The organism is Halomonas sediminis (assembly GCF_044871105.1).
GTDB lineage: Bacteria > Pseudomonadota > Gammaproteobacteria > Pseudomonadales > Halomonadaceae > Vreelandella > Vreelandella zhuhanensis.
Window position 1 is genome coordinate 2,792,825 of sequence record NZ_CP085246.1, and the last position, 26,173, is coordinate 2,818,997.

A 26,173-nucleotide genomic window follows, 5' to 3' on the forward strand; every position below is an offset into this window, starting at 1 on the left:
TTGAGACAACCGATCAAAACGACTCAGTTGTCCCCGTACGGATCAATAGAGCCGTTCGAAGCGCTTTTGTTCACGCTGAATCTTCTTGGCATGACGCTTGACAGCTGCTGCCGCCTTACGCTTGCGTTCCGCTGTCGGCTTTTCGTAGTTTTCACGACGACGCACTTCAGACAGAACACCAGCTTTTTCGCAAGAACGCTTGAAGCGACGCAGCGCGACGTCAAACGGCTCGTTATCACGTACTTTAACAGAAGGCATTAAGCACTCACCTACCTTAAGGAGTCTTGAGTTCGGATAGCACGTGCATTGCACTTATATAAGCTACAATGCACGACCCAGGTTTACAGCGCACAATAGTCTAGTCCTGCATGCCCTGCATTGCAAACAATGTACTGACTTCTGGTTTCATGGAATAACGCTGCGCCTGTCCCCGCGGCCTGTCGATAATGCTAGACTTCGGCCTCTTCACCTCTGCAGTCGAGAATCAAGGCATGCGCGTACTGGGCATTGAAACGTCCTGCGACGAAACCGGCGTCGCGCTTTACGATACCAGCGTCAACGATAACCAGGGCGGCTTGCTGGGCGATGCGCTCTACAGCCAGGTCGCCATGCATGCCGAATATGGCGGCGTGGTGCCTGAGCTGGCCTCCCGCGATCACACTCGCAAACTATTGCCGTTGATTACCCAGGTCCTCGATGAGGCCGGGCTCAGCCGCCAGGAGCTTGATGGGATTGCCTATACCGCAGGGCCCGGCCTTGTCGGTGCCCTGATGGTAGGCGCCAGTACCGCGCACGGCATGGCTCGCGCCTTGGGTATTCCCGTTCTCGGCGTCCATCACATGGAAGGCCATCTGCTCGCGCCCATGCTGGAAGACGAGCCACCGGCTTTCCCATTCGTAGCGCTACTTGTCTCCGGTGGCCACACCCAGTTGGTGGAAGTGCAAGGGCTGGGGCGCTATCGATTGCTTGGCGAGTCGGTCGACGACGCCGCTGGCGAAGCCTTCGACAAGGCCGCCAAGATGTTGGGGCTGGCTTATCCCGGAGGGCCTCAGGTGGCACGCCTGGCCGAGCAGGGTAACCCCAAACGCTTTCGCTTTCCGCGCCCCATGACCGATCGACCGGGGCTGGACTTCAGCTTTTCCGGCCTCAAGACGCATACGCTGACGGCGATTCGCCGCCTGGAAGCCGATGGCGAACTCGACCAGCAGGCCCGGGCCGATATCGCCCGCGCCTTCGAAGAAGCCGTGGCGGATACCCTGGTGATCAAATGTCGTCGCGCCCTGGATCAGACCGGCCTGAAACGACTGGTGGTGGCGGGCGGCGTGAGTGCCAACCAGCGCTTGCGCGAACGGCTCGAGCAGGAAACCGTCAAGCGTAACGCCCGGGCGTTCTATCCCCGCGGACGCTTCTGTACCGATAACGGCGCCATGATTGCCTACGTGGGCGCTCAGCGCCTGTTGGCCGGCGAACGAGACGCCGACACCATGCTTGCCATACCCCGCTGGCCGCTGGAAACCTTGACTGCCCCGTCTAAGGCTCCTTGAAACGAGAAGCGACATCTCGGCGCAAACGACGCAAATTATGCCAATGGCGTACCAGCACCAGAGCGCTGAAGACAACCACTATCCCGGTATATTCAGGCGTTAGCCATAGGCTCAACAATGGCGTGAGTAACGCACTGACAATCGACGCCTGGCCGGGGTTTTTCAACCACCAGGCCATCAGCGCCCAGCCCAGCACTCCCAACAGTGCCACTTCGGGCACCAATACCAGCAGCACACCCAAGGCGCTTGCCACCGCCTTGCCCCCGCGGAAACCATGCCATAGCGGATAACTGTGCCCCAGTAATACGGCAAGCCCCACCGCACCCTGCAACCATACCGGCATGCCTAGCCATTTGACCAATCCCACTACCGGCATGCCCTTGAGGGCATCCAATATCACGGTCATCAGCGCCAAGCGCGACCCGTGCGTGCGCAGAACGTTGGAGGCGCCAGGATTGAAGGACCCGCATTGTCGTGGGTCCACCACGCCGGCCCAACGACAAACGCTCAGCGCCGCCAACCAACTTCCGCATAAATAGCCCACAAGTATCCATATCATGACTATCCGCTCGCTTTCTGCCTGGTTCGTCTGTCGCTCGACGGCGTCCTCACGTACAATCGCCGGCTGATTGAAAGGGGAAGGCTCATGGATCGCATCTTGATCGAAGCGTTGGATGTCGACACTATCATCGGCGTCTATGGCTGGGAACGTACGATCACTCAGGCGCTGCAACTCGACCTTGAACTGGCTAGCGACATTCGCTCGGCGGCCGCCACCGATGATCTGCGTCTGACCCTGGATTATGCCGCCATCTGTCAGCGAATCCAGGCGTTTGCCGATGCACATCAATTCGCCCTGGTGGAAACCTTCGCCGAACGTCTGGCCGAATGCCTGCGCAATGAATTTCCCATTGCCTGGCTACGCCTGACGGTACGCAAGCCCGGCGCGGTGGCCAGGGCGAAAAGTGTTGGTATTATGATTACCCGAGGCGTACGTCCTTCTCACGAGCAGGAGCCAAGCTGATGAGGCAAGTGACGGTCAGTCTAGGCAGCAATATCGAGCCTGAGCGGCATATCCGCCTGTGTCTCGATGCCCTCCAGGCACGTTTCGGCAACCTTGCCATATCCGGGGTGTTTGAAAGCGAACCGGTGGGATTTCTCGATAGCCGTAATTTCTACAATCTGGTGGTCGCGTTTTACAGCAACGCCACCCCCGGCGAGCTCCACGCCTGGGCCAAGCACCTGGAAGCCCAACATGGGCGTCGTCCGGACACGCCCAAATACAGTCCACGCGCTCTAGACATCGACCTTCTTACCGTAGGCGAGCTGTGCGGCCTCATCGACGGCGTGACACTGCCGCGTGGCGAAATTACTCATAACGCCTTTGTGCTACAACCGCTCACCGAGTTAATGCCTGACGCCCGCCATCCGCAAAGCGGAATAGCTTACGCAACGTTATGGAAAAATTTCTCGATGGGCAGCCAACGCCTGTGGCCGGTGGACTTTCGCTGGCAAGGAAGATGGCTTTCGCGTTACACCGACGCTCACCTAAATAACGCCCGGTTAAGCGCTGCTCGATAATGCCTGCGCTACCGCATCACGTCGCTTTCGTTTCAAGGCTTCGCCCAACTCCCCCCCTTTGTAGCCGGCAGCCACCAGGTCGCGTGGCTCTACACCACGTGCAGCCTGCCAGGCCCGTTGCACATGTTCCGCCAGGTGCGGCTGCTGGCACTCGATAAACGCCAACTGATCCTCGATCTGCTGGGGCTTACGCCAACCATCAAGGTTGTTCAGCCACGCCATTACCGCTTCCACCGTCACCTCTCCCCGACGCCCATGCTCCAGTAACCGGTGGCTTGCGGCACTATGCCGAGCCAGCTGGGCGACTACCTTGGGCAAGCGCAAGCGCTCGGCAAGGCACTGGCGAGCCTCGGGCGTCAAATGCTCTACCAGCCTGGCATAACGCCAATGCGCCACGCTTGGCGAACCGGATAGAGGAATTTCATGCAGCCGTGCCAGTGCCGTCTCAAGCGAAGCCTGCCCAGCCGCGACAAGTTCCGGCATCAGCACGGAAAGGGCGTCACAGGCCGAAAGCGCATGAAAGTAAGCCTCGGGCTGGGGTTCGCCCAAGGCTTTTTCGGTTTCGACCCAGACCCGCTCGGCGGCCAGATGCTCAAGCTCACCGCTACGCGAAAGCTCCGTCATCAATGCCTGCGTTTCCTCGGCAATGACGAACCCCAGCCCTGCGTAGCGGGCCAGAAACCGCGCCGTGCGCAATACCCGCAAGGGGTCTTCCACGAAAGCCGGAGACACATGGCGCAGCACCCGTGCCTTTAGGTCCGCCAACCCCCCGTAAGGGTCGACCAACTCGCCCTCGGGGGTCTCCGCCATGGCATTGATGGTCAAGTCGCGCCGCGCCAGGTCGTCTTCCAGGCTCACATCAGGGCTTGCATGGACGCTGAAGCCCACATAGCCATGGCCGGACTTACGCTCGGTACGCGCCAGTGCGTACTCTTCATGGGTTTCCGGGTGAAGAAATACCGGAAAATCCCGCCCTACCGGTTTGAAACCGCGTTTGCGTAACATTTCCGGCGTGGCACCCACCACCACCCAGTCATTGTCATAGACCGGCCATCCCAGGCGATCATCACGTACCGCACCGCCGACGCGATAGACCTCCAGTCCCGCAAGCCGACGATCGCGTTGCGCAGCCGACGTCATGATTTTTTCCTTGTCTGCTGGCTGGGCACGCTGATCCGCTTGCCGGTTTCCAGATCAAGCGCGGTCAAGCTGCCTCCCCATACGCAGCCGGTATCCAGAGCCTCGGCGCGCACCTTGGCCTTGGGCAGCCGTCCTTGCAGCGCCGCCCAATGCCCGAAAATAAGATAAGGATCGTCCTGCCGGGCAAATTGAAACCAGGGGGCGAACCCTTCTGGGGCGCTATCCAGCCCTTCCTTGGCCTCGAAATCCAAGCGCCCTTCGGCATCGATGAAACGCATGCGGGTCAAGGCATTGGTGATCATGCGCAGGCGCTCGATGCCTTCAAGCTCAGGGCGCCAGCGACGCGGCTGATTACCGTACATCTGTTTCAAAAAGGCGCCGGCGCGTTCTCCGGTCAAGGCAGCGTTGACTTCGGCCCCCAGTGCTTCAGCCCGATCAAGCGTCCACTGAGGCAACAAGCCTGCATGGGTCATCAGGGTATCGCCATGCCTTACGCTCAAGGGCAATGCCTGCAACCAGTCGAGAAGCGCTTCTCGATCCGGCGCCTCGAGAATAGGCAGCAGGGTATCGTTTTTTTTCAGCTTGCCACCGCCCCGCGCCACCGCCAGAAGGTGCAGGTCATGATTGCCCAGCACCGAGCAAGCGGCAGCGCCCAATGCCTTGACTTCACGCAAGCATTCGAGCGAACCGGGGCCACGGTTGACCAGGTCTCCCGCCAGCCATAACCGATCATGAGCCGGATTGAAATCAATCGCCTCGAGAAGCGCCACCAGTTCCGCATGGCAGCCTTGTAAATCACCTATCGCATACGTGGTCATGCTCAGCCTTTTCGGTCACGTTAACCAGAGCCTTCCTGGCGCCTGGTCGCGTTCAATGAATTTGATTCAACCCCGCCAGCCGAAAGGGCGCGATGGGTACATCGAAGGATTGCTGGGTGGAGACATCGAAACACGTATAAGCCCCCTCCATCACGCCCACGGGGCTTTGCAAAATCGCGCGGCTGGTATAGCGAAAGCGCTGGCCGGGGCCGATCAAGGGTTGCTGGCCGACCACCCCCTTGCCGCGCACTTCCTGGTTCTCACCATTGCCCTGGGTGATTTTCCAGTAACGCGCCATGAGCTGTACGCTATGAGCGCTGGTATTGTGAATGGTCACGGTGTAACCGAAGACATAGCGTGACTCGGATTCGCTGGATTCTTCACTGCGGTAATAGGGTTCGATAGTGACGCCGATGTCCGACACACTCACTCCTCGTGACTTGCGGCATTATTTGCCGCCAGATGGTTGGCAATCCGCACGTACTCTTCCACGGTCAAGGTTTGCGGCCGGCGACCAGGGTCGATCCCCAAGCCCTCCAGTTGCTCGGCGGGAATCAGCCCTTTGAGGTTGTTGCGCAATGTCTTGCGCCGTTGACCGAAGGCCGTGCGCACCATATCGAACAACACTTGGGTGTCTTGAGCGGTATGCGGCAATTGCGCATGCGGGGTCAAGCGAACGATCGCCGAGTCCACCTTGGGGCGTGGCACGAACGCCTCCGGTGGCACCACAAACAACTGATCAACCCGGCAGTGATATTGCGCCATCACCGAAAGTCGTCCCCAGTCCGGGCCGCCCGGCTGTGCCGCCAGACGCTCGACCACTTCCTTTTGCAACATGAAATGCATGTCGCCAATGGCATCTCCCATGGAGAGCAGATGCACGATCAAGGGCGTGGAAATATTGTAAGGCAGGTTACCCACCACGCGCAGCGCCGGCCCCTCGCCTTTCAAGGCAGCGAAATCGAACTTGAGCGCGTCGCCCTCGTGAATCACGAAATCAGGATAGTTGAAGAATTGCACCCGCAGGCCGGGAATCAGGTCACGGTCCAGCTCGATGACTTCCAGATGCCCGGCGGCGTCGAGTAAAGGTTCGGTCAGCGCGCCCTGGCCGGGGCCGATTTCCACCAGCCGGTCGGAGGCACGCGGGGCGATCGAACGCACGATCCGCGAGATAATGCCCGGGTCGCGCAAGAAATTTTGACCGAAGCGCTTACGGGCGCGATGAACCGGCACTTGAGACATGAAAACGCTGTCCTTGGAAGTTGAGTGACACTGACATTGAATGCCGCTGAAATTGAACGACACCAGGATTGAACGGCACTGAAAGCCGGCGGTTTCCGCTGTTAACCGAGCCGCTTGCGACCTGCCAGGGTGGCTGCCAGATTGAGGGCCACCTTCAGGCTTGCAGGATCGGCTTGCCCCGTCCCGGCCAGATCCAGCGCCGTGCCGTGATCCACCGAGGTACGGACCAGCGGCAGGCCCAGGGTAATGTTGGCCGCCCGCCCGAAGCCGGCATATTTCAACACCGCCAGCCCTTGGTCGTGATACATCGCCAGTACCGCATCCACGCCCGCCAAGTGGCGCGGAGTAAACAACGTATCGGCGGGCAGCGGGCCATGAATGTCCAGCCCCTCAGCGCGCAAGGCGTTCAGGGTCGGCGTGATGATGGTCTGCTCCTCATTACCCAGATGGCCGTCTTCACCGGCGTGGGGATTCAAGCCACACACCGCAATCCGTGGCGCCAGGATACCGAACTGTTGGCGCAAGCCGGTTTCCAGAATGCGCACCACCCGCGTCAATCGCTCGACGGTGATCGCATCCGCCACTTCACGCAAGGGCAAATGCGTGGTGACTAGCGCCACTCGCAAGTCGCCTGCACCCTGCCAGCCGGGCACCTGGCTGTGCAGGGCGCGATCGGTGGCCAGCAGCATGACCACTTCGCTCACTTGGCACGCATCGCGCAGAAACTCGGTGTGGCCGGTAAATCCCGGGTGCCCGCCCTCGATGATCACCCCTTTATGCAGAGGGGCCGTCACCATTGCCTGGGCATGGCCAGCCAGACATGCCTTCACTGCCACATGCAAGGTTTGCAGCACGTAATCGGCATTGGCCGGGTTGAGCACCCCGGGATTGGCGGGCTCACCCAGGGGCACCGGCCACACCGCCAGCATGCCGGGCCCGCTTTCAGGCAGAGCCTCGCCGGGTTGGCTGACGCTGATCCGCACCTGCAAACCCAACTGGCGGGCACGCGCCGCCAGCATTTCAGGATCGCCGATGGCGACAGTGCCCGAGGGCAGATCGCCTCCGGCGGCCAGCATCAGGGCAAGTTCGGGGCCGATACCCGCAGGCTCACCGGTGGTCAAAACCAGCCGGGGGCGGGCGTGTGCCAAACCAGGCATTACAGGCGGATATCGACGAAGGCTTGCGAACGGATTTCCTGGTGCCAGTTTTCCAGCGCCTCATTGGCACGCCGCTGGAACAGCGCCTGGCGTACCTGTTCACGCTGTACTTCCTGGCTGGCATCCTGGCGATACTGCTCGAGTGCACGCTCGACATCACGCTCGGTGACCGACACGCGCCCCCCCACTTGGCGCTGCTGCACCTGACGAATCAGCATTTCACGGCGGATGTCTTCACGTACATCGGCCAGGGACGAGCCGTCGGCTTCGAGCGCATCGGCGAATTCATCCAGGCTCATGCCATTGGATTCAGCAATGCGCCGCACTTGCTGATTGAGCTCGGTTTCATCCACGCTGAAGTTGGCTTCGCGAGCCTTTTGTAACTGGATCTCCTCTATCACCATGCGCTCCAGCACTTGCTCTCGAAGCGTTGGCCGGGGCGGCAAACTGGCACCTTGTCCTTCGGCTTGACGAAGCACCTGTTGCAAGCGGTCATCGAGTTCGCTTTGCATGATGGCACGGTCATCGACCACCGCCACGATACGGTCGAGCACACGTCGTTCCGTGGATTGAAAGTCCTGCGCCTGCAAGGTTATGGGAGCAATCCCCAAGCACAAAGCCAGCCCCAGAACGCGTCCCAGCGTGGTGATCTTTGTGCTGCACATCAATGGATTTCGTTTGTTCATATAAAACGTCTCTTGAGAGTAAGCGTCTGGCTCGATCGGTCTTGCTCAATAGAACTGGCTCAATCGAACAGGGCAGCGAATCCAGGTAACTGGGTTCCTAGGAAAGCCCCTAGAACTGCGTCGCACGATAACCAGGGATCGCCTGCTCGAAAGCACCGCCCGAATGTTGTCCCATGCCACCCAGGCCTTTGAACACAAAACGCAGGAAAATTCCCCGGTCACTGAAGTCATCTTCCACGCGCGCGGTGTCGTTATCGTCCACCCACTCACGCCACACCAGCTGCAGGCCGTAACAACAATCATTCCACTGCACACCGGCCAACTGGTCAAGCGAACGCTGATGCGTCTGATCGTGAAGATAACGTCCGATCAAGTCCAGGCGTGGCGTGGCTTTCCAGGCAAACGAGACATCTATCTCTTCACGGTTGTAATCACGATAGGCGTCGTCACCCGGCAACACTGCCGGGTCGAACCCCTGGATTTCCCAGCGATACCCGAGGTTCAGCACATGACCGTCAGGATGCCGGTAGCGAGCCTCGACTGAAGAACGTTCGGTCTGGTCACGGTGGTCATCGTAAAGCCATTCATAACCTGCGCTCCAGCGCGGGGTGATCTGCCAGTCCAGACGGGTCACCAGCGGCGAACGCTCGCGGGTCGCCTGATAATAACGTGCCTCGGTGAGATACTCGTCGCGGCGCGACTTGTCCGGGTCACCGTCGATGTCGATGCGTCGGTCAGCGAAATACACACTCTGCCCCATACCTACCGAAAGCCGCTCAGCGCCGGCGCCATCTTCCAGCAGGCGCGATTCCAGCGCGTAAGAAAGGCGATTGAGGTCCCCCACGCGGTCGGCACCGGAAAAACGCCGGGTTGACCATAGCTGGTTCCATGAAAACGTCCGCTCACGACTGTCGAAGTCGGGCAGGTCGCGTTGATCGGTACGCGGCACATAGGCATAGTTGAAACGCGGCTCCAACGTCTGGCGGTAATCCTGCCCGCCCAGCGCCAGTTCACGCTCGAACACCAGGCCGCCATCCACCGAGCTTAACGCCACACTACGCGTCGGCGTGTCGCTGCGCTGTGTCTGGCGATCATCGTAATCCAGCGTGTAAGCGGTATGCCAAAGCTCGCTGCGTGGTTCAAGGTAACCCCAGGGGCGATCAAAACGCCACCCGACTACCGGAGTAAGGTGCAGCCGTGACCCGATAGCCGCCTCACGCTCCGGCACGACGGTCTCGTCCACGTCACGCCAGAAATACGTCGCATTGGAGCGCCATTCGGAATACAGGCCGTTATCAAACTGCCATTGAGCGTTGGCGGCCAGACTGGGCAGACGATAGAACGGCTTATCGTTATCGGCAAGCGGATCTTCCAGACGCTGAAATCCCTGGGCACGGGCGTCCAGTTGCCAGCGCTCACCGCGATAATCCACCTGAGCCAGACGCTCCATGCTGACCCTTGAGTCTCCGCCGATGCCGCTGTCGAAATCATCGAAGTAGCGCCCGTCGCTGGCGCCGCCGTAACGCAGGCGATAATTACTGCGTGAGGTCAGACGCCCCGCATGGGTGGCATCAATATACCAGCGATCTTCTCCGGCATAACGATTAGCGCCGCCGCCGGAGCCGCCATCGTCACTGGAAAGCCAGGCCCCCTCGATCTGCCCGGCGCTTGCCTCGCGCAGATAACGGTACTCACCGCCCAGCAACCAACCATGGTCCGACAACCAGCGCGGAATAAACGTAGCGTCCTGATCAGGCGCGATATTCCAGTAAAACGGTTGGGCATAATCGACCCCATCCCCGGAGGCACTCAAGGAAGGCCACAGCAGACCCGTCTGGCGACGATCATCAAGCGGAAAGCGCAGCCAAGGCCAATAGAACACCGGCACATCCTTGACTTCGAGCCGGGCATGGCGAGCGGTACCCACGCCACTTGCCTGATCGAGCTTGATGTCGCTGCTCACCAGACGCCAGGTATTGTCACCCGGGTCACAGGTCGTGAAACCGGCATCACGCAGACGATAGCGATCTTCCCCGGTCTGCTTCAACTGGGCCGCCTGGCCGCGAATATGCTGGTTGTAGAACACATAAGCGGTATCTTCCAGCGTCGCGCGATCGGCGCTCAATGCCATATCCGCTCGTTCAGCGCGCACCAGGACGCGCCCATCCCGCAAGGAAAGCTTTCCTTCTGCGTACAGCTGCTCGCGGTCCGCAGGGATTTTCAATGACTGGGCTTCCAGTTGGGCATCGCCGCGGCGAAGCACCACATCACCACGCAACAGAGCGTCTCCGCCGGTGGCATAATTCAGCGCATCCGCTTCCAGCGAAAGAGCCTCGGGGTCGGGCGCAGCGGGCAGACGGTATGCCGGCATGACGTAACGTCCGCGACATAGCTGTCCTTCTGCGGCCGCGCCCTCCCAAGGGTGCCAATCAAGCTGTTCCGCCGTGGGTTCGTCGCCCTGCCCCCAGGCGGGGCTCAGCGATGCACTTGCCAGCAGGCCGGCCCCCAGCATTCGCGAAATCGGTGCCGTGCGCGAAAGTCGCTTGCCCATGTCCGTTATCCTTGGCATCGAGAATCGGTATTATACAGTCCGCATGATGCCCGACCAGCAAGGAGCTTGCATGTCCTCTTCACGATTTGACGCCTTGACCGCCTGGACAGCCGAGCGACACGGCTTGCCTGTTAGCGCCCTTACGCTCTCTCCAGCCGGTGGCGACGCCAGCTTTCGGGGCTATTTTCGCTTCACCCTGCCGGGAGGCGAAAGCCGCATGCTGATGGATGCCCCTCCCGAGCAGGAAGACTCCCAGACCTTCATCGCCATCGCCGAACGCTGGCGAGCCGCCGGGCTGGCGGTGCCGATCATCTACGCTCATGATCTGGCACAAGGGTTCATCGAACTACAGGATCTGGGCGAGACACCTCTGCAGAATGCGTTCAGGGCCGCCGAGCATCCCGATACCCTGGCACGCCATTACCAGGCGCTGGCGGTTATCGCCGCCCTGCAGAACCGCGCCGACCCCGGCGCCTTGCCGGCTTACGATGCTGCCTTGCTGGGCCGTGAACTGGATCTTTTCCCCGACTGGTGCCTCAACGCCTGGCTGGGAATAGAGGCGCCCGACAGCTGGCTGGCCGTACGCAAGGCGCTGATCGAGACGGCCCTGAGCCAGCCGGTAGTCAGCGTGCATCGGGATTTCGATGCCATGAACCTGATGCTCTACGAGGATCAGCTGTACATGATCGATTTTCAGGATGCCGTGGCCGGACCCATTGCCTATGATTTGATATCGCTGCTGCGTGGGCGTTATTGCCGCTTTTTCCCTGAGGCCTTCAGTGCCCTTGTCGGCGAGTTTTACCATCAGGCCCGACGCGATGGCCGTCTGGCTGCCGACATCGACCAGGCGACCTTCGAGCACCAGACTCAGGCCATGGCCGCCCAACGCTCCCTCAAGGTGCTGGGGATTTTTTGTCGTCTGACCTTGCGCGATCACAAGACCGGTTACCTGTGGCGTTTGCCGCATTTTCTCGATCATCTGGAGGATAGCCTGGCCACCCTGCCCGCCCATAGCGACTTTCTGCACTGGGTAAGGGAGACCCTGCGCCCAGCATTGAACCAGCGCCTGAGCCGGGAGGACGTCCAGTGAAAGCCATGATACTCGCCGCCGGGCTGGGCAAACGCATGCGTCCCTTGACCGACCACTGCCCCAAGCCACTGTTGCCGGTGGCGGGCAAGCCGTTGATCGTGCATCACCTGGAACATTTAGCGCGCAAAGGAGTCAATGAGGTGGTCATCAATGTCAGCTACCGGGGTGAGCAGATCATCCAGGCGTTGGGCGATGGCGAGCGTTACGGGGTCAGCATTGCCTGGAGCTATGAGCGAGAGCCATTGGAAACAGGCGGAGGTATTCGTCATGCCTTGCCATTGCTCGGGGATGCCCCTTTCCTGCTGGTCAACGGTGACATCTGGTGCGATTACCTGCCCGACCCAATCGCGCTCGGTGACGGCAAGATGGCTCATCTGGTACTCGTGAACAATCCCGACCACCATCCTCAAGGTGATTTTCATTTGGCGCACAACGGGTGCGTTCAACTGGAAGGCAGTCCTAGGCTGACATTTTCCGGGCTAAGCGTGATCGACCCGGCGCTGATAGCCGGCCTGCCGCCCGGTGCCTTTGCCTTGGCGCCGCTGCTGAAAAATGCCATGCAACAACAGCGGGTTAGTGGTGAACATTTTCAAGGTAGCTGGGTGGATGTAGGCACACCCGAACGCCTTGCCCGGCTGGAAACACAGCTGCAAGCAGCACCCTGAGCCCGGATGGATGTAAACCCTGCAGCGAGGCGAGGGAAAAATGCTATCCTCCCCCAACCAATAGTGATCCAACCCGAGGAGAGGTGCGTGAAAGCTCGAGTCAGATGGACGGATGGTCGACAGTTTGTGGCGGAATCCGGCAGCGGCCATAGCTTGGTGATGGACGGCCCGCCGGATCACGGCGGACGCAACACCGGCCCACGGCCGATGGAAATGTTATTGATGGGCATGGGCGGCTGTACCGCTTTCGATATTCTCAACATTCTCGACAAGGCGCGGGCAGACGTGACCGATTGTGTCGCCGAAATCGAGGCCCAACGCGCCGAGGAAACGCCTGCGGTATTCACCAAGATCCACGTGCACTTCGTGGTTAGTGGCCGGGCGTTGAAAGAAAAGCAGGTAAAACGCGCCGTCGAGCTGTCCGCAGAAAAATACTGCAGTGCCTCGATCATGTTGGTCCGGGGAGGCGTGGATATCACCCATTCTTTCGAGATTATCGACGTTTGAACATCTTTTCCGCGAAAGTCATAAAAAAATGCTCTTGGTCGGGTGCGCCGCACGACTCGGCCGGGCATAATACGCCCCCTTATTTTTATATAAGTGTTTATCGGTTCCGGCGCTGGCTCGTCGGGGTGTCTTCACCTGCCATGAGGAGGCTCGGACGTGTCTGATAATCTCCGACTCCACGGGTTTAACAACCTGACCAGCTCTTTGAGCTTCAACATCTACGACATCTGCTATGCCAAGACCGAAGAGCAGCGTAAAGCCTACATCGATTATATCGATGAGCTTTACAACGCCGAGCGCTTGACCCAGATATTGAAGGATGTGACCAATATCATCGGTGCTCATGTGCTCAATATCGCGCGGCAGGATTACGAGCCCCATGGCGCCAGCGTGACCATCCTGATTGCCGAGCACGAACTTGACGATGCCGCCCCCGAGCAGATTCAGCCGGGCCCCGGCCCCTTGCCCAAAACCGTGGTCGGTCACCTGGACAAGAGCCACGTGACGGTGCACAGCTACCCGGAATCTCACCCGGATAATGGCATCAGCACGTTCCGGCTGGATATCGATGTGTCCACCTGTGGCATGATCAGCCCGCTCAAGGCGTTGAACTATCTGATTCACAGCTTCGATTCTGACATTGTCACCGTGGATTACCGGGTGCGCGGTTTCACCCGGGACGTCAATGGCAAGAAACTGTTTATCGACCACGACATCACCTCGATCCAGGACTACCTGGCCGAAGACACCAAGCATGCCTATCAAATGGTGGATGTGAACGTGTATCAGGAAAACATGTTTCACACCAAGATGCTGCTCAAGGACTTCGCCCTGGACAACTACCTGTTCGGCACCTCCCGGCGCGACATTACCTTCGAAGAGGCCCGCGACATCGAAAGCCGGCTGCGCAAGGAAATGCTGGAAATCTTCTACTCGCGCAACGTGGACTGAACGCCCTTTTCCTGCCTCGCTTTACTCGGCGTCAGTAGACGCCGGGCTCTCCTTCCGGGCGCGTCTTGAAGCGACGATGCAACCACAGATATTGCTCTGGGTGCTTGCGAATCGCCTGCTCGACAAATGCATTCACCCGGGTGGCATCCTCCACTTCATCGTTACCGGGAAAGTCTTCGAGCGCCGGCAACCATTCGATGGTATAGGTGTGATTATCCGGGTTGCGATGAAATATCAGCGGCACCACCGGTGCGCCGGTCATGCGCGCGATCTTGGTGGTCAAGCGGATGGTAGCGGCCTGCTGACCGAAAAACGGGGCAAACACACTGACCCCTCGCCCAAAATCCTGATCCGGCGAATACCATACGATGCGGCCTGCTTTTATACAGCGAATCATGCGGCGTAGATCGTGACGGTCGATCAGTTCCCCAAAGACGCGATGCCTGGAGCGAGTCATGAAACGATCGAATAACGGATTATTGTGGGGGCGATAAACGGCATCCGCTTCGAAGAACAACGAATGCAAGGCGCCTCCCATATCAAGGGTCGAAAAATGCACCCCCACGATCAATACCCCTTTGCCTTGGGCTTTGGCCCGCTTCAGATGCTCTTCACCTCGGCAAGCCACACGATGGCGCAGATGCTCGGCATCACGGCACCAGGCTGTGGCGGTTTCCATTAAGCCGATGCCATTGGCGATAAAGGTTTCACGCACCAGGCGGCGCTGTTCGACAGCGGATTTTTCGGGAAAGGCCAACGCCAGGTTGGTGGCGGTAATGTGCCGGCGCCGTTTGACCAACCGCCAGGCGGCCAGGCCTATCCCCTTACCCAGCCAGAGCTTGAGCCGCCAGGGCAGCCAGGCGACCAGGTGCATGGCACCGATCGCAAGCCAAGTGGGCCAGAAACGCGGATGCGCAAAGGAAGCGGGGTAACGACGTTTAGACATATAAAAGGCAACCGCTCAGCAAAGGCCACCATGATAGCGCCTTGGCACGCGCGGCAGTACCCCGGTCAACAAGGTGTAGCTGATGGTATCGCAATAACCTGCCACTTCATCGATATTCAGCGTTTGGCCACTCAGGGCACGTCCCCACAATATCACCTCGCTGCCGATGGTCGCCTCGGGCACCTGGGTAATGTCCACGGTCAGCATGTCCATCGACACCTTGCCGGAAAGCGCGCACCGCTTGCCTTCGACCAGCACCGGGGTTCCATCCACGGCATGGCGATCATAACCATCGCCGTAGCCGCAGGCCACCACCGCAATCCGCGAGGGTCGAGAGGCTTGCCAGCGCCCGCCGTAACCCACCGGCTCACCCTGGGCGAGTTCACGTACTGCAATGATCTCCGAACGCAGGCTCATTACCGGGGCAAGCCGCTGGCTGACGGCATTGGGCACTTCCAGGGGGTCGCTTCCGTACAGCATGACACCTGGGCGGTTCCAGGCACCATGTGCCATCGGCCATGCCAAGGTAGCCGGTGAATTGGCCAGGCATAGGGGGGCCTTGAGCTGGACAGCCAATGCATTGAGACAGGTCATCTGGCGCTGAAAGTAGTCGTCATCCAAGCGGTCTGCGGTGGCGAAATGGCTCATCAGGTGAAGGTTGGTGGCCCGCATCGGTGCGGCCGACAATTGCCGCCAGACGCTCGCCGCCTCTTCAGGACGAAACCCCAAACGATGCATGCCGGAATCCACTTTCAGCCATACCGGAATAGGCCGACGCGGCGTAAACCGCAACAACGCCTGCACCTGCCAATGGCTGTGTACCGCCATCCACACACCCAGCTCATCGACGAGCACCAGCTCATCGGGAGTAAAAATGCCTTCCAGGAGTACAATCGGCGTGCGAATACCACCTTCGCGCAGCACCATCGCCTCTTCCAGGCAGGCCACGGCAAATGCCGGAGCCAAGTCTTCCAGTGCCTTGGCGCAAGCCAGAGCGCCATGGCCGTAGGCATCGGCCTTGAGCACGGCCAACGCCTGACTTTGTGGCGCCAGGTCCCGCGCCAAGCGGTAATTATGACGCAGGGCGTCAAGGTCAATATGAGCCGTCAACGGGCGCATCGGATATTTCGCTTGCTTAGCATGGGTAGGCCAGGCACCCACCACAGATAACCATGGTTTTTCGAGGTCATTATTAAAGAGGACATTTGAAATTAACCTTGGCGGCACAGGGCGTACCGTACCGCCAAGCGCACACCATCAGTTTTCGAAAATCGAATTCACGGACAAGCCTTGCTTCTCCAGAGCACGACGCAGTTTCTTGAGCGCTTCCACCTGAATCTGGCGTACCCGCTCACGGGTCAAGCCGATTTCAGCACCCACGACCTCCAAGGTGGCGGCTTCATGGCCGCGCAGACCGAATCGGCGCACCACCACTTCCCGCTGCTTTTCACTCAATTCATCCAGCCAGCCGTCGACATGTTCCTTGACGTCACCATCCACCAACGAGGTTTCCGGCCCGTTTTCATGCTCATCGGACAGCGTATCGATCAGCGGCTTGTCGCTCTCGCCGCCCACTGGATAGTCCACCGAGGAAACGCGTTCATTGAGGCGAAGCATTTTCTTGACCGACGCGACCGGTCTATCCAGATGCTCGGCGATTTCTTCGGCGGTCACTTCGTGATCCAGCTTTTGAGTCAATTCCCGTGCCGCACGCAGATAGATATTCAATTCCTTGACCACGTGAATCGGCAGACGAATCGTGCGCGTCTGATTCATCAAGGCACGCTCGATGGTCTGGCGTATCCACCAGGTGGCATAAGTGGAAAAACGAAAACCACGTTCGGGATCAAATTTTTCCACCGCACGGATTAAACCGAGGTTGCCTTCCTCGATAAGATCCAGCAATGTCAGGCCGCGATTGAGATAACGCCGCGCAATCTTGACCACCAACCGAAGGTTGGATTCGATCATTCGCGAGCGTCCAAGCGAATCGCCCTTGCGGGCCAAACGCCCGTAGAACACTTCTTCTTCCGGCGTCAGAAGTGGAGAAAAACCAATTTCATTGAGATATATTTGCGTTGCATCCAGGCTTTTGTGGTGCTGACGATCCTCGCGCCCCAATGCTTTCTCGAAAGCATCTTCTTCAACGACAGAATCATCCTCCACCTGGCCCACCGCTTCCTCTGCGGAGTTCAGGTCGACTTCCTGAATATCGCGTTCCAGCATACTCATTATATAAAACCCCCGTGATTGGGCCTGCCCGCCTTCAAACCAAAGCATTCTTTGCGCCTATCATCGGCGCTTATTGTTATGGCTGTTTATTATTTTACCCATTCATTTCTTATGAGTTATTTCATTCATATGCATGAATTATGTGGATCGGTAATTTTTAACAACCGCTTTGTAACTGCCGAAAGGTTTTACCGGCAGGTATCACGTCATTTCTTGATGTTAGCGTATCAGTAATTCAGGATATATCGCCTCAGCGTGACGGCAGGAACGTTAGGGGATCTTTAGGCTGTCCATCCTCACGCACTTCGAAATGCAGCCTGACATCTTCTGCATCACTGTCGCCCATGGTGGCAATGACATCCCCTGCGGCCACGACATCGTTTTCGTCGACCAGCAAGCTGTCATTATGCGCATAGGCGCTAAGGTATTGATCATTATGCTTTAGCAACACAAGGTTGCCATACCCCCGGACTCCGCTACCCGCATACACCACGATGCCGGGACCCGCCGCCTTGACAGATTGCCCCTTTTCCCCGGCGATATCAATCCCGGCAGTAACGTTGCTTCCCTTGCCGAATCCCCCCACCACCTGGCCGTCGACGGGCCACTGCCAGTCCACGGTTTCAACCGGGGTATAGGTACGTTCCGCACGGGGCGTGGGTGGGGCGGCTTGTGGCTCCGAGTCTTGCACGTCGGGCGCGGTGGGTGCTTCAGAGGCAGTTTCAGGCTCGGGCTCGGGTGCGGGTTCAGGCTTAGCCTCAGCTACAGGCTCGGACTCATTAATGGATGCTACCTGCGATTCGGAAGCCGTCTCGGCTTGCGGTTCAGCCTCAGTGGCGGATTCCGGCTCACGCTCGTCAGCCTGGCGTTTATCGCGTTCGATCGCGGTTTCATCGGGCAGCAGCCAGTCCAGCTCTTGATCTTGGGCCTGCGAAACCGAAGCCACTGGCTGGCCATCACCTTGATTCAGACCGGTCGCTACCGCACCGGCACTACGCGACTGAGTCGTCACGGTAGCATCGGATTGGCCCATTTCGGTTGAGGGACGTGAAGGCTGTCCCCCGTTACCACCCAGCTGCAGCTGATCGCCAGGATGAATCTGATAAGGGGGGTCGATACTATTGAGCGCCGCCAGCTGCCGGTAATCCAGATTATGCTGCCAAGCGATGCCATACAGGGTATCTCCGGGCTTTACGGTATAGCCTGAAGATGAACGTTGAACCGCACGGCTGGCTTCGCTCAGGTCACGTACCTGAGGCCCCCCTCCTTGCTGGGCGGCACACCCGGTGATTACCAGCGCCAAAGCGGATGTGATGAATACTTTATGCATGAAATTCCTACTCCTTTTCAGTCACTTCCGCAGCGGGCTTATGGGACCCGAACCTACGACCGGCACTCGCTTTTCGATTCAGCAACAACACCAATACAACCCCGCCAACCATCAGTGCGATAACAGTAGGTACCTGAGCCGAAGCACCGGTCAACACAGCATAATCATCCGGCGAAAGATAACGAAACGTCAACGGAATCAACTGTCCATCGGGGCCCAGCTGATAACGCACCAGCTCGCGCCATGGCCAAAGGACCGGCAGCGAACCAAGAATAAAGCCTAACAGGAGCTGCAATGTGCCCCCATGATAGCGACTCAACAACCACGCCAGAAGGCGCGAAAACAGCATCAATCCAATCAGACAGCCTAGCCCGAACAGGCTCATGACCCCCCAATCCAGCCCCCGGATAGCGTCCATGATGGTGCCGTACAACCCCATGGTCAAAAGCAGAAAACTACCCGATACCCCGGGTAGCAGCAAGGCACTGATGGCCACTGCCCCGGCCAACACCAAGACCAGTGCATCGTTGCCGATCACCAGTATCAGAGGCATCAATGAAGGCAATACCCTGGCCAGCATCAAACCTATCAGCAGTGGCAGCAGATAGATCCATTTCCAACCCCGCTGAGCCCCCCCTACCACCAGAGCCGAGGCCGCCACCAGGCCGAAGAAGAAACCGTCCAACAAAAGTGGATAAGCCTCCATCAGCCACAGGGCCAGGTGCGCCACACTGAACAGACTCGCAGCAATACCCAACAACAGCGGGAGGGCGAAGGACAGGTTCAAATGCACAGCCAGCCCTGGCCATCGTCCACGACGCCAGGCACCCAAAGCACTGGGTCCGAACTGCCGAATGGTATGAATCAGCTCTTCATAAATACCGGTAACAAAGGCAATGGTGCCACCCGACACGCCGGGAACGGCATCCGCCGCTCCCATGCCGGCACCCTTGAAAAAAACTCCAATTTGACGCTTCAACCAACAACTCCTTGTAACAAGGGCACAAAACGTACCGGTTCCAACCGGCGCCGGTCGATGGTCTCACCCACTCGACGTAGCTGAGTCAACCATTGCGTGCCATCGGCATCCGCCAAGGGGGCAATCAATACGCCACCCTCGCTGAGTTGTGCGAGTAATTCATGAGGTACCACTTCGGCGCAAGCCGTCAGCAAAATGACATCGAAAGGGGCCGCCTGTGGCCAACCATGATTGCCGTCGGCCAGTGCCAATCTTGCTGATACCTTGAGCCGCTTCAGACGCAATGCGGCACGCTCATGCAAGGCATGGATGCGTTCCACCGAATAGAGTTCCGTGAGCAGGCGCGAAAGAATCAACGTCTGGTAGCCGGAACCCGTTCCAACTTCCAGCACGCGACGCGGCGATTCCCGCACCACAAGCTCCGTCATCCGGGCGACGGTCAAGGGTTGCGATAACGTCTGTCCGAAGCCCAGCGGCAAGGCGGTATCTTCGTAGGCACGGTGCGCCAATGCTTCATCGACAAACAGATGTCGCGGCTCGCGGGCCATGACATCGAGCACTTCCCGGTTACGTACACCCTGCTCGATCAAGCGTTGAATCATGCGGTCACGGGTACGCTGGGAGGTCATGCCGCTACCCCGCAATTCAGCCGGTGAGGGATCAGGCAAAGGCATCCAACCATTCCTGCACATCCTGTCGCGAAGGGTAACGCGTCAGGTCCGTATGTAACGGGGTGATGGAAACATAACCGTCTTTCACCGCGGCAAAATCGGTATCCTCGCCCTCATCGGCATTGGCGCCCGCCGCGGCGATCCAGTAACGCTTGCGACCCCGCGGGTCCTCCACTTCCAGAGGGCGATCCGCCGGGCCGCGATACCCGGTGCGCGTAACGCGAAACCCGCGTAACTGCTCCCAGGGCACGTCCGGCACGTTAACGTTGAGCAGGCTGCGCGGCGGCAGGGAAAGCTGATCGGCGGCACCTACCAGCGTGGCCGCCACCCGGGCAGCGGTCTCGAAATACTGGCGCCCGCACAACGACATGGCAATCGCACTCATGCCCAGGTTACGCCCTTCCATTGCCGCAGCCACGGTACCGGAATAAATCACGTCATCGCCCAGGTTGCTGCCGTCATTGATGCCGGAAATCACCAGGTCGGGCTTTTCGTCCCACACCCCGTTAACGCCCAGGTAAACGCAGTCCGCTGGGGTGCCGTCGACACTGTAGAAGCCGTTTTCCAGCGCCGTCAGCGCCAGCGGCCGGGACAGGGTCAAGGAATTACTTGCCCCGCTGCGGTCACGATCCGGCGCCACCACACGCAGCTTGGCGTGGGGCAACAAGGCCTCATACAAGGCGCGCAGACCCGGAGCATGCACCCCATCATCATTGGAAAGCAGCAATCGCCGCATCATTCACACTCCTTGTTCGGCCTAGCCGTCGGGCCGGGCATGGTCGATAGAGAAGCCGGCAAAATCAGGATGCTCGATCAGTTCGGCAAGCACTGCGGTGGCAAAGCCGCCCCGGGGCAGTGAAAAAGCTAACTGCACCCTGTCACCTTCGATTTGCAGGCTGGGTTCAAGCAGGCACATGCGCAATGCTCGCTGGGCACGTTTGACCCCGGCCTGGCACAAGCCTTCACATAAGGCGCCATGGGTCTGTGACAACTGCTGCTCATAGCTGCCGGCCTGTTGTGTCGCCAGCTCACCCGTACCCCACATCGGCCCGGTGGGATGAATGTCCAGGGCCGCCGCTCGTTCAAGCAACTCCGCCGGCACCTCATCCACGCAGAAAATGCTTTGGGTGCCGTCCAGCATCACGACATCACCCGCCACCGGCTGCGCCCAGTCGCCCGCCTGCACGCGAGCGCCCAGCAGTTCATTGAACAAGAAACTGCGTGCCGTGGAAAGCATCATGCCTTGACGGTCGTCGCGCTTGCGCCAGCCACGTGCCAGCAACTCCCGGGCGCGAAGCAGGTTGCGCCCACCCGCCCCGAAACGTTGCGGCCCGAAATAATTGGGCACCCCCGTCTCGCACAATGTCTCCCAGCGCCGGGTGAAATCAGCGGCGGCGACGGCTTCTCCCGTCAGGCACAGCGTAAAGCGGTTGGTACGATGCACGCCTCGCTTGAGCTTACGCGGATGGCGCACCTGCTCAAGCAGGATAATACCCAGCTCGGCCAGCTGACTTTTCAGCGCCTCCGGGTCGTCCTTGCCCGGCAGATGGACACTCAGCCATTGGCGGGTGACCGCTACCCGGTCTTTCATTCCTGAATACCCCACATCGCGTGGGCCGACCGCGCACAGCCGAGCCAATATCCTGACCACATCCAGCGTGGTCTGGTTGCGTTTTTCCAGGCGCAGCCACAGATGTTCGCCGTGCCCTTCGGGGACGAAATCCAGCGTTTCCTCCACACGAAAATCTTCCGGTCGAGCGCGGTAATTGCCGGGAAGCGGAGGACCGAAGGCTGCATCCAATACCCGCGGCCAGCGCGCCATGACGGCTTCTCTCATGATTCACATCTCGGTGAAGCGTTGCTTGCCAGCAGCACCACGGCCTCGGCGGCGATGCCTTCACCGCGTCCGGTAAAACCCAGGCGCTCGGTGGTGGTCGCCTTGACGTTGACTTGCTCAAGCGTAGCGCCCAGGTCCGCGGCGATGGTTTCACGCATGGCTGCAATGTGTGGCATCATTTTCGGTGCCTGGGCCAGCAGGGTGGCGTCTAGGTTGAGCAGTTCAAGCCCCTGATCTTGCACCAGCGTCATGACATGGCGCAGCAGCTCGCGGCTATCGGCACCCTTCCAGGCCGGGTCGGTATCGGGAAAATGCGCGCCGATATCGCCCAGGGCGCAGGCGCCCAGCAGGGCGTCGCAGACGGCATGCAGCAAGACATCGCCGTCGGAATGAGCGACGAAACCCTGTTCGAAGGGTATCGCTACCCCACCGATCATCAGGTGATCGCCGGGGCCGAAGCGGTGAACGTCAAAGCCGTGGCCGATGCGCATCATGAGTTCCTCTGTTGAGCGGCCAGAATGGCATTCGCCAGGGCCAGGTCGTCCGGGTGGGTCACCTTGAGATTGTCGCGCCGCCCACTGACTAGCCGAGGATACTGGCCCAGCGCCTCCACCGCCGAGGCTTCATCGGTCACCGTCAGTTGATTCGCGCGGGCCTGATCCAGGGCACGGCAGAGCAATTCGAAGCGAAAGCCCTGCGGCGTCAAGGCATGCCAGAGCCCGTCGCGCGGCTCGGTGGCGCCACTGGCACCGCTGTCATCGGCACGCTTCATGGTATCCGCCACCGGCATGGCCAATAGCGCACCGGCCGGATGCGTTTGCATGTGGCTCAGCAGCAAGCCGAGGTCCGCAACGCTGACACAGGGGCGGGCCACGTCGTGCACCATGACCAGGTCGTCAGGTTCAGCCGGAATGGCCGCCAGTGCCTGCATCACGCTGTCCATGCGCTCGCTGCCCCCGTCGACCCTCTGCCAGCGGGCAAACGGTACCCAGCCGGGGTCGAACCATTGGTCGTCAGGATCAAGACACAGTACCAGATGGGCGTCGGGAAAGGCGGCGTGAAGACGTTCAAGGGTATGCCGCATGATAGGCTTTTCACCCAGCGCAAGGTATTGCTTGGGTTTGGCGGCGGCCATGCGGCGGCCCTGCCCGGCGGCGGGTACGATCAGCCATAAGGGATTTTTCATGATACCGGGGCCTTCATGGCAAGAGTTTCTGACCGGGTTCCACGACCAGGCCGGCGTTGATTTCCAGCATCTGGTTTTCGATCGCAACGCCGGGCACCCAGAAAAACTGTTCATCGGTGCGCACCATGCCCATGTCACTGCGGGCACGCTCCTCGACGGCATCCAGACCGTTTTTCAGGTCGGAAACTTCGGCGGCCAGGCGGGCATTGCGTTCACGCAGGGGCCGGTTATGCGCTTCCAGGACAGCGACGCGCTCACGCACTATCTGCAGATCCTGCCATCCGCCCTCACCCAACCAGAGCCGATACTGCAGCAGCGCCAGCATCACTCCCAGTGCGATCACCAGCCACTTGTGCATTATGTCGTTCCTCCGCCACATAGTGAGGATTGAGGATGGCCGCGCATTATGCCACCAACCTGAACTAGCCGCGAACCGTTCCTGGCATTCATTGCTTGAACGGCAATGCCTCCTGGGCGGCTTGGCAGTAAGCCTCGATCTGTCGGCGCTCTTCGGCACAAAATCTTGCCACCGCCGTTTCCAGCCCCGGATGCGCCAGATAGTGCAAGGAACGCAAACGGCGCGGTGCGAAACCTCGAATCAGTTTATGTTCGCCTTGGGTACCCGGGTCGAATAGCGTCAAGCCGCGCGCCAGGCAATGCTCGATCCCTTGATAGTAGCAGGCCTCGAAATGCAGGCTGTCAGCGACGATTTCGCTGCCCCAATAACGCCCGTAAAGACTCTGTGCCCCCTGCAGATACAAGGCCGCCGCCACCGGCTTGCCTTCCAGGCGGGCCTGCACCAGCAGTAGCGAGGCCGGCAGGCTATGCCGCAGCCGCTCGAAAAATTCCCGGTTAAGATACGGCGGGCGGCCACGCTCATGATAAGTGATCGTATAACAACGATAGAAGTGCGCCATCGCTTCAGCGGTGATGCCTTCCCCTTCCAGGCGCACCAGCTCCAGGCCCTGCTCGGCCACCAGGCGCCGCTCGCGGCGAATCGCCTTGCGCCGCTTTGAGGTCATCCGCGCCAGAAAGCCGTCGAAATCGCCGTATTGCTCATCGTGCCACTGAAATTGCACGCCATGGCGAACGATCAACGCCGGGCAAACCTTTTGCCAGGCTTCGACATCATCGTCATCCGCAAACAGCAGGTGCCAACCGGAAAGCGAGCCCTGATCGCAGGCCTCCTGCCAGCCCTGGGCCAACAGGCGCCGGGCGGCCAAGGGGTCGATATGCGCTGCCAACAAGGTGCGGGTACCGGGCACCGGGGTGAAGGGCACCGCGCTGAGTCCCTTGGGATAATACTGACCACCGGCGCGCTCCAGAGCATCGGCCCAGCCCCAGTCGAACACATATTCCCCATAGGAATGGTATTTACGATATAGCGGCATCGCCCCTACCAGATTGCCGCCCTGCCATAGGGTAAGATGGCAAGGCTCCCACCCCGTGGCGGCACTCACACTGCCGCTGGCTTCCAGGGCGTGCAGGAATTCATGACGCATGAAAGGCTGGTCGGCGCCCACCAGCGCATTCCATTGGCTTGCCGTCACGGCCTCAATGGCAGGTACAATAGACAATGACAGTGGCTGCATGACACCTCCGGTGAATGTTCAAACGGTAGATACCGCCTCGTCACTGTACACAAGTTTCAAAAATCGGGTTTCAAGAACAGGGAACGGTCATGACAGGGAAACTAGACGAGTGGTTTACCATTCAGCGCCATGCGGCCGACCTGGAGCGCTACCCCGGCCTGGCGACTCGCCGCGCACGTCTGTCGCGTCTCGCCAGGATGACACGTCATCATCAGCAGGCCATTGTTCAAGCCATTCAGGCTGACTTCGGGCAACGCAGCGAAACAGAGATCCGCCTGGCGGAAATCAGCGCCGTTGTGGATGCCGTGCGCCACGCTCGCTGGCATCTGCGGCGCTGGATGCGGCCTCGCCGGGTGAGCGTACCCTGGCGGCTATTGCCTGCCAAGGCGCGCATCATGCCCCAGCCCTTGGGCGTGGTCGGCATCATCTCTCCCTGGAATTACCCCTGGAGCCTGGCCTTGCTGCCGGCCGTCGATGCCTTGGCCGCCGGGAACCGGGTAATGCTCAAGCCCAGTGAACACACGCCTCATACCAGCACCCTCCTGGCGCAGCTGATACCCCAATATTTTTCTGCCGAGGAGCTCTGCGTGGTCGAGGGGGACGCGGAGCTTTCCCGACACTTCAGCGCCTTGCCTTTCGATCATCTGGTGTTTACCGGCTCGACTACCGTGGGCCGCCGGGTGGCCAAGGCCGCCGCCGAGAATCTCACCCCGGTCACCCTGGAACTGGGCGGCAAATCACCGGCGGTAATCGGCGCGGATGCCGACCTCGACCAGGCGGCTTCAGCGATTACCTTCGGCAAGGGATTCAATCACGGCCAGACCTGCATTGCGCCGGATTACGTTCTGGTGGAAAGCCGTCGTCTCACGGACTTCATCAAGGCCATGAGCCGCGCCATCGAGCATCAGCGCAGCCATAATTCACGCGACGCCACCGCTATCATCAACCCCGGCCACCAGCAGCGCCTGAGACGCATGCTCGACGAGGCCCGCGATCACGGCTGCCGCGTGATTGAGTTCGGCGACTCGGCACCCGCACTGATAATCGATCCTCATCAGTCCCTCGAAATAATGCAACAAGAAATCTTCGGGCCCTGGTTGCCGATTATCGGTGTCAAGGATATCCCGGCGGCGACAAGTTTTATCAATGCACGCCCCTCCCCCCTGGCGCTGTATGCCTTCACGCATGACAAGGCCACCCAGCAAGAGCTTGCCTATCACACCCGCTCCGGTGCCCTGGTATTCAACGAGACGCTACTGCATCACGCCATTCCCCAGCTGCCCTTCGGCGGGGTAGGCGAAAGTGGCATGGGCGCTTATCACGGTCGCCACGGCTTTGAGCGTTTCAGCCACTTACGTGGCCTGATGTATCAATCCAGGCACCCGACGACTCGCCTGGTACGACCGCCCTACCGGCGCTGGTTGCTTAAATTATTGGGCTATTGAGCGCCTTGAACTGCCAAAGATGA

Annotated in this window: 29 protein-coding genes; 8 read left to right on the top strand and 21 right to left on the bottom strand. The window is 59.7% G+C overall.

Features of this window, described 5'->3' with window-relative positions; all coding sequences use genetic code 11:
* Positions 1–42 precede the first annotated feature (42 nt).
* The gene (gene rpsU, locus LG290_RS13195; protein WP_160419605.1) at positions 43–258 is read right to left on the bottom strand and encodes a 30S ribosomal protein S21; all 216 of its coding nucleotides are present in this window, start codon (positions 256–258) and stop codon (positions 43–45) included.
* Between the two features lie 233 nt (positions 259–491).
* On the opposite strand from rpsU, the gene tsaD reads away from it, so the two are divergent.
* A complete protein-coding gene (tsaD, locus tag LG290_RS13200; RefSeq protein ID WP_499835194.1) occupies positions 492–1,544 on the top strand; it encodes a tRNA (adenosine(37)-N6)-threonylcarbamoyltransferase complex transferase subunit TsaD in 1,053 nt (350 codons plus the stop codon).
* Here the strand turns inward: tsaD and plsY are convergent.
* Positions 1,531–2,103 (bottom strand): glycerol-3-phosphate 1-O-acyltransferase PlsY, encoded by a 573-nt coding sequence (gene plsY / locus LG290_RS13205; RefSeq protein WP_499835195.1) that lies wholly within the window; start codon positions 2,101–2,103, stop codon positions 1,531–1,533. The two genes, tsaD and plsY, sit on opposite strands and share 14 nt — an antisense overlap.
* A gap of 87 nt (positions 2,104–2,190) precedes the next feature.
* Between plsY and folB the strand changes: the two genes are divergently transcribed.
* Positions 2,191–2,568 carry a dihydroneopterin aldolase gene (gene folB / locus LG290_RS13210; protein WP_160419603.1) on the top strand — a complete coding sequence of 126 codons (378 nt, stop codon included), beginning with the start codon at positions 2,191–2,193 and terminating at the stop codon, positions 2,566–2,568.
* Entirely contained in the window at positions 2,568–3,125 is a 558-nt protein-coding gene (gene folK, locus LG290_RS13215) for a 2-amino-4-hydroxy-6-hydroxymethyldihydropteridine diphosphokinase (RefSeq protein WP_499835196.1), read from the top strand. The genes folB and folK overlap by 1 nt, the downstream gene beginning before the upstream one ends.
* Here folK and LG290_RS13220 read toward each other — a convergent pair.
* The 7 genes from LG290_RS13220 to LG290_RS13250 all read right to left on the bottom strand — a co-directional run bounded on the left by LG290_RS13220 (position 3,108) and on the right by LG290_RS13250 (position 10,719).
* Entirely contained in the window at positions 3,108–4,265 is a 1,158-nt protein-coding gene (locus LG290_RS13220; RefSeq protein ID WP_499835197.1) for a tRNA nucleotidyltransferase/poly(A) polymerase-related protein, read from the bottom strand. The two genes, folK and LG290_RS13220, sit on opposite strands and share 18 nt — an antisense overlap.
* A complete protein-coding gene (locus LG290_RS13225; RefSeq protein WP_499835198.1) occupies positions 4,262–5,083 on the bottom strand; it encodes a symmetrical bis(5'-nucleosyl)-tetraphosphatase in 822 nt (273 codons plus the stop codon). Before LG290_RS13225 ends, LG290_RS13220 begins: the two co-directional genes overlap by 4 nt.
* Positions 5,084–5,135: 52 nt before the next feature.
* Positions 5,136–5,507 carry a Co2+/Mg2+ efflux facilitator ApaG/CorD gene (apaG, locus tag LG290_RS13230; RefSeq protein ID WP_371829368.1) on the bottom strand — a complete coding sequence of 124 codons (372 nt, stop codon included), beginning with the start codon at positions 5,505–5,507 and terminating at the stop codon, positions 5,136–5,138.
* A 2-nt stretch (positions 5,508–5,509) separates the two neighbouring features.
* A complete protein-coding gene (gene rsmA / locus LG290_RS13235) occupies positions 5,510–6,325 on the bottom strand; it encodes a 16S rRNA (adenine(1518)-N(6)/adenine(1519)-N(6))-dimethyltransferase RsmA (RefSeq protein ID WP_499835199.1) in 816 nt (271 codons plus the stop codon).
* Between the two features lie 101 nt (positions 6,326–6,426).
* Positions 6,427–7,482, bottom strand: coding sequence for a 4-hydroxythreonine-4-phosphate dehydrogenase PdxA (gene pdxA / locus LG290_RS13240; RefSeq protein ID WP_499835200.1), 1,056 nt, complete (start codon positions 7,480–7,482; stop codon positions 6,427–6,429).
* Positions 7,482–8,168, bottom strand: a complete 687-nt coding sequence (locus tag LG290_RS13245; RefSeq protein ID WP_499835201.1) for a SurA N-terminal domain-containing protein — start codon at positions 8,166–8,168, stop codon at positions 7,482–7,484. Before LG290_RS13245 ends, pdxA begins: the two co-directional genes overlap by 1 nt.
* Before the next feature lie 109 nt (positions 8,169–8,277).
* On the bottom strand, positions 8,278–10,719 hold the full coding sequence (locus LG290_RS13250; protein WP_499835202.1) for an LPS-assembly protein LptD: 2,442 nt from the start codon (positions 10,717–10,719) through the stop codon (positions 8,278–8,280).
* A gap of 70 nt (positions 10,720–10,789) precedes the next feature.
* On the opposite strand from LG290_RS13250, the gene LG290_RS13255 reads away from it, so the two are divergent.
* The 4 genes from LG290_RS13255 (at position 10,790) to speD (ending at position 13,932) form a co-directional block, all read left to right on the top strand.
* Complete coding sequence (locus LG290_RS13255) at positions 10,790–11,809, top strand: aminoglycoside phosphotransferase family protein (protein ID WP_499835203.1); 1,020 nt, start codon at positions 10,790–10,792, stop codon at positions 11,807–11,809.
* Complete coding sequence (gene murU / locus LG290_RS13260; protein ID WP_160419595.1) at positions 11,806–12,474, top strand: N-acetylmuramate alpha-1-phosphate uridylyltransferase MurU; 669 nt, start codon at positions 11,806–11,808, stop codon at positions 12,472–12,474. The genes LG290_RS13255 and murU overlap by 4 nt, the downstream gene beginning before the upstream one ends.
* An 87-nt stretch (positions 12,475–12,561) precedes the next feature.
* Positions 12,562–12,981 carry an OsmC family protein gene (locus tag LG290_RS13265; protein WP_114485592.1) on the top strand — a complete coding sequence of 140 codons (420 nt, stop codon included), beginning with the start codon at positions 12,562–12,564 and terminating at the stop codon, positions 12,979–12,981.
* 156 nt (positions 12,982–13,137) lie between these two features.
* Positions 13,138–13,932, top strand: a complete 795-nt coding sequence (speD, locus tag LG290_RS13270) for an adenosylmethionine decarboxylase (protein ID WP_160419594.1) — start codon at positions 13,138–13,140, stop codon at positions 13,930–13,932.
* A 31-nt stretch (positions 13,933–13,963) separates the two neighbouring features.
* Here speD and lpxL read toward each other — a convergent pair whose 3' ends face one another.
* The 12 genes from lpxL to LG290_RS13330 form a co-directional block, all read right to left on the bottom strand.
* A complete protein-coding gene (lpxL, locus tag LG290_RS13275) occupies positions 13,964–14,878 on the bottom strand; it encodes an LpxL/LpxP family Kdo(2)-lipid IV(A) lauroyl/palmitoleoyl acyltransferase (protein WP_160419593.1) in 915 nt (304 codons plus the stop codon).
* A 15-nt stretch (positions 14,879–14,893) separates the two neighbouring features.
* Positions 14,894–15,997 carry an alanine racemase gene (gene alr, locus LG290_RS13280; protein ID WP_499835204.1) on the bottom strand — a complete coding sequence of 368 codons (1,104 nt, stop codon included), beginning with the start codon at positions 15,995–15,997 and terminating at the stop codon, positions 14,894–14,896.
* A gap of 138 nt (positions 15,998–16,135) precedes the next feature.
* Positions 16,136–17,110 carry an RNA polymerase sigma factor RpoS gene (gene rpoS, locus LG290_RS13285; RefSeq protein WP_499835205.1) on the bottom strand — a complete coding sequence of 325 codons (975 nt, stop codon included), beginning with the start codon at positions 17,108–17,110 and terminating at the stop codon, positions 16,136–16,138.
* 250 nt (positions 17,111–17,360) lie between these two features.
* The gene (locus LG290_RS13290) at positions 17,361–18,440 is read right to left on the bottom strand and encodes a peptidoglycan DD-metalloendopeptidase family protein (protein ID WP_499835206.1); all 1,080 of its coding nucleotides are present in this window, start codon (positions 18,438–18,440) and stop codon (positions 17,361–17,363) included.
* Between the two features lie 7 nt (positions 18,441–18,447).
* Positions 18,448–19,419: a DUF368 domain-containing protein gene (locus LG290_RS13295; protein WP_499835207.1), complete on the bottom strand. Its 972-nt coding sequence runs from the start codon at positions 19,417–19,419 to the stop codon at positions 18,448–18,450.
* Positions 19,416–20,093 carry a protein-L-isoaspartate(D-aspartate) O-methyltransferase gene (locus LG290_RS13300; RefSeq protein ID WP_499835208.1) on the bottom strand — a complete coding sequence of 226 codons (678 nt, stop codon included), beginning with the start codon at positions 20,091–20,093 and terminating at the stop codon, positions 19,416–19,418. The genes LG290_RS13295 and LG290_RS13300 overlap by 4 nt, the downstream gene beginning before the upstream one ends.
* Positions 20,080–20,826: a 5'/3'-nucleotidase SurE gene (surE, locus tag LG290_RS13305; RefSeq protein WP_114485584.1), complete on the bottom strand. Its 747-nt coding sequence runs from the start codon at positions 20,824–20,826 to the stop codon at positions 20,080–20,082. Before surE ends, LG290_RS13300 begins: the two co-directional genes overlap by 14 nt.
* A gap of 21 nt (positions 20,827–20,847) precedes the next feature.
* Positions 20,848–21,927 carry a tRNA pseudouridine(13) synthase TruD gene (gene truD, locus LG290_RS13310; RefSeq protein WP_499835209.1) on the bottom strand — a complete coding sequence of 360 codons (1,080 nt, stop codon included), beginning with the start codon at positions 21,925–21,927 and terminating at the stop codon, positions 20,848–20,850.
* A complete protein-coding gene (gene ispF / locus LG290_RS13315) occupies positions 21,924–22,418 on the bottom strand; it encodes a 2-C-methyl-D-erythritol 2,4-cyclodiphosphate synthase (RefSeq protein WP_499837108.1) in 495 nt (164 codons plus the stop codon). Before ispF ends, truD begins: the two co-directional genes overlap by 4 nt.
* A complete protein-coding gene (ispD, locus tag LG290_RS13320) occupies positions 22,418–23,113 on the bottom strand; it encodes a 2-C-methyl-D-erythritol 4-phosphate cytidylyltransferase (RefSeq protein ID WP_499835210.1) in 696 nt (231 codons plus the stop codon). The genes ispF and ispD overlap by 1 nt, the downstream gene beginning before the upstream one ends.
* Positions 23,114–23,126: 13 nt before the next feature.
* Entirely contained in the window at positions 23,127–23,471 is a 345-nt protein-coding gene (gene ftsB / locus LG290_RS13325) for a cell division protein FtsB (RefSeq protein WP_499835211.1), read from the bottom strand.
* An 88-nt stretch (positions 23,472–23,559) separates the two neighbouring features.
* The gene (locus LG290_RS13330; protein ID WP_499835212.1) at positions 23,560–24,705 is read right to left on the bottom strand and encodes a GNAT family N-acetyltransferase; all 1,146 of its coding nucleotides are present in this window, start codon (positions 24,703–24,705) and stop codon (positions 23,560–23,562) included.
* Between the two features lie 89 nt (positions 24,706–24,794).
* Between LG290_RS13330 and LG290_RS13335 the strand changes: the two genes are divergently transcribed.
* Entirely contained in the window at positions 24,795–26,150 is a 1,356-nt protein-coding gene (locus LG290_RS13335) for an aldehyde dehydrogenase family protein (protein WP_499835213.1), read from the top strand.
* Positions 26,151–26,173 lie beyond the last annotated feature (23 nt).

Excerpts from the sequence above, each read along its gene's own strand:
- rpsU (WP_160419605.1), bottom strand. The coding sequence starts at position 258 with ATGCCTTCTGTTAAAGTACGTGATAACGAGCCGTTTGACGTCGCGCTG.
- tsaD (WP_499835194.1), top strand. The coding sequence starts at position 492 with ATGCGCGTACTGGGCATTGAAACGTCCTGCGACGAAACCGGCGTCGCG.
- plsY (WP_499835195.1), bottom strand. The coding sequence starts at position 2,103 with ATGATATGGATACTTGTGGGCTATTTATGCGGAAGTTGGTTGGCGGCG.
- folB (WP_160419603.1), top strand. The coding sequence starts at position 2,191 with ATGGATCGCATCTTGATCGAAGCGTTGGATGTCGACACTATCATCGGC.
- folK (WP_499835196.1), top strand. The coding sequence starts at position 2,568 with ATGAGGCAAGTGACGGTCAGTCTAGGCAGCAATATCGAGCCTGAGCGG.
- LG290_RS13220 (WP_499835197.1), bottom strand. The coding sequence starts at position 4,265 with ATGACGTCGGCTGCGCAACGCGATCGTCGGCTTGCGGGACTGGAGGTC.
- LG290_RS13225 (WP_499835198.1), bottom strand. The coding sequence starts at position 5,083 with ATGACCACGTATGCGATAGGTGATTTACAAGGCTGCCATGCGGAACTG.
- rsmA (WP_499835199.1), bottom strand. The coding sequence starts at position 6,325 with ATGTCTCAAGTGCCGGTTCATCGCGCCCGTAAGCGCTTCGGTCAAAAT.
- pdxA (WP_499835200.1), bottom strand. The coding sequence starts at position 7,482 with ATGCCTGGTTTGGCACACGCCCGCCCCCGGCTGGTTTTGACCACCGGT.
- LG290_RS13245 (WP_499835201.1), bottom strand. The coding sequence starts at position 8,168 with ATGAACAAACGAAATCCATTGATGTGCAGCACAAAGATCACCACGCTG.
- LG290_RS13250 (WP_499835202.1), bottom strand. The coding sequence starts at position 10,719 with ATGGGCAAGCGACTTTCGCGCACGGCACCGATTTCGCGAATGCTGGGG.
- LG290_RS13255 (WP_499835203.1), top strand. The coding sequence starts at position 10,790 with ATGTCCTCTTCACGATTTGACGCCTTGACCGCCTGGACAGCCGAGCGA.
- lpxL (WP_160419593.1), bottom strand. The coding sequence starts at position 14,878 with ATGTCTAAACGTCGTTACCCCGCTTCCTTTGCGCATCCGCGTTTCTGG.
- alr (WP_499835204.1), bottom strand. The coding sequence starts at position 15,997 with ATGCGCCCGTTGACGGCTCATATTGACCTTGACGCCCTGCGTCATAAT.
- rpoS (WP_499835205.1), bottom strand. The coding sequence starts at position 17,110 with ATGAGTATGCTGGAACGCGATATTCAGGAAGTCGACCTGAACTCCGCA.
- LG290_RS13290 (WP_499835206.1), bottom strand. The coding sequence starts at position 18,440 with ATGCATAAAGTATTCATCACATCCGCTTTGGCGCTGGTAATCACCGGG.
- LG290_RS13300 (WP_499835208.1), bottom strand. The coding sequence starts at position 20,093 with ATGCCTTTGCCTGATCCCTCACCGGCTGAATTGCGGGGTAGCGGCATG.
- surE (WP_114485584.1), bottom strand. The coding sequence starts at position 20,826 with ATGCGGCGATTGCTGCTTTCCAATGATGATGGGGTGCATGCTCCGGGT.
- truD (WP_499835209.1), bottom strand. The coding sequence starts at position 21,927 with ATGAGAGAAGCCGTCATGGCGCGCTGGCCGCGGGTATTGGATGCAGCC.
- ispF (WP_499837108.1), bottom strand. The coding sequence starts at position 22,418 with ATGCGCATCGGCCACGGCTTTGACGTTCACCGCTTCGGCCCCGGCGAT.
- ispD (WP_499835210.1), bottom strand. The coding sequence starts at position 23,113 with ATGAAAAATCCCTTATGGCTGATCGTACCCGCCGCCGGGCAGGGCCGC.
- ftsB (WP_499835211.1), bottom strand. The coding sequence starts at position 23,471 with ATGCACAAGTGGCTGGTGATCGCACTGGGAGTGATGCTGGCGCTGCTG.
- LG290_RS13330 (WP_499835212.1), bottom strand. The coding sequence starts at position 24,705 with ATGCAGCCACTGTCATTGTCTATTGTACCTGCCATTGAGGCCGTGACG.
- LG290_RS13335 (WP_499835213.1), top strand. The coding sequence starts at position 24,795 with ATGACAGGGAAACTAGACGAGTGGTTTACCATTCAGCGCCATGCGGCC.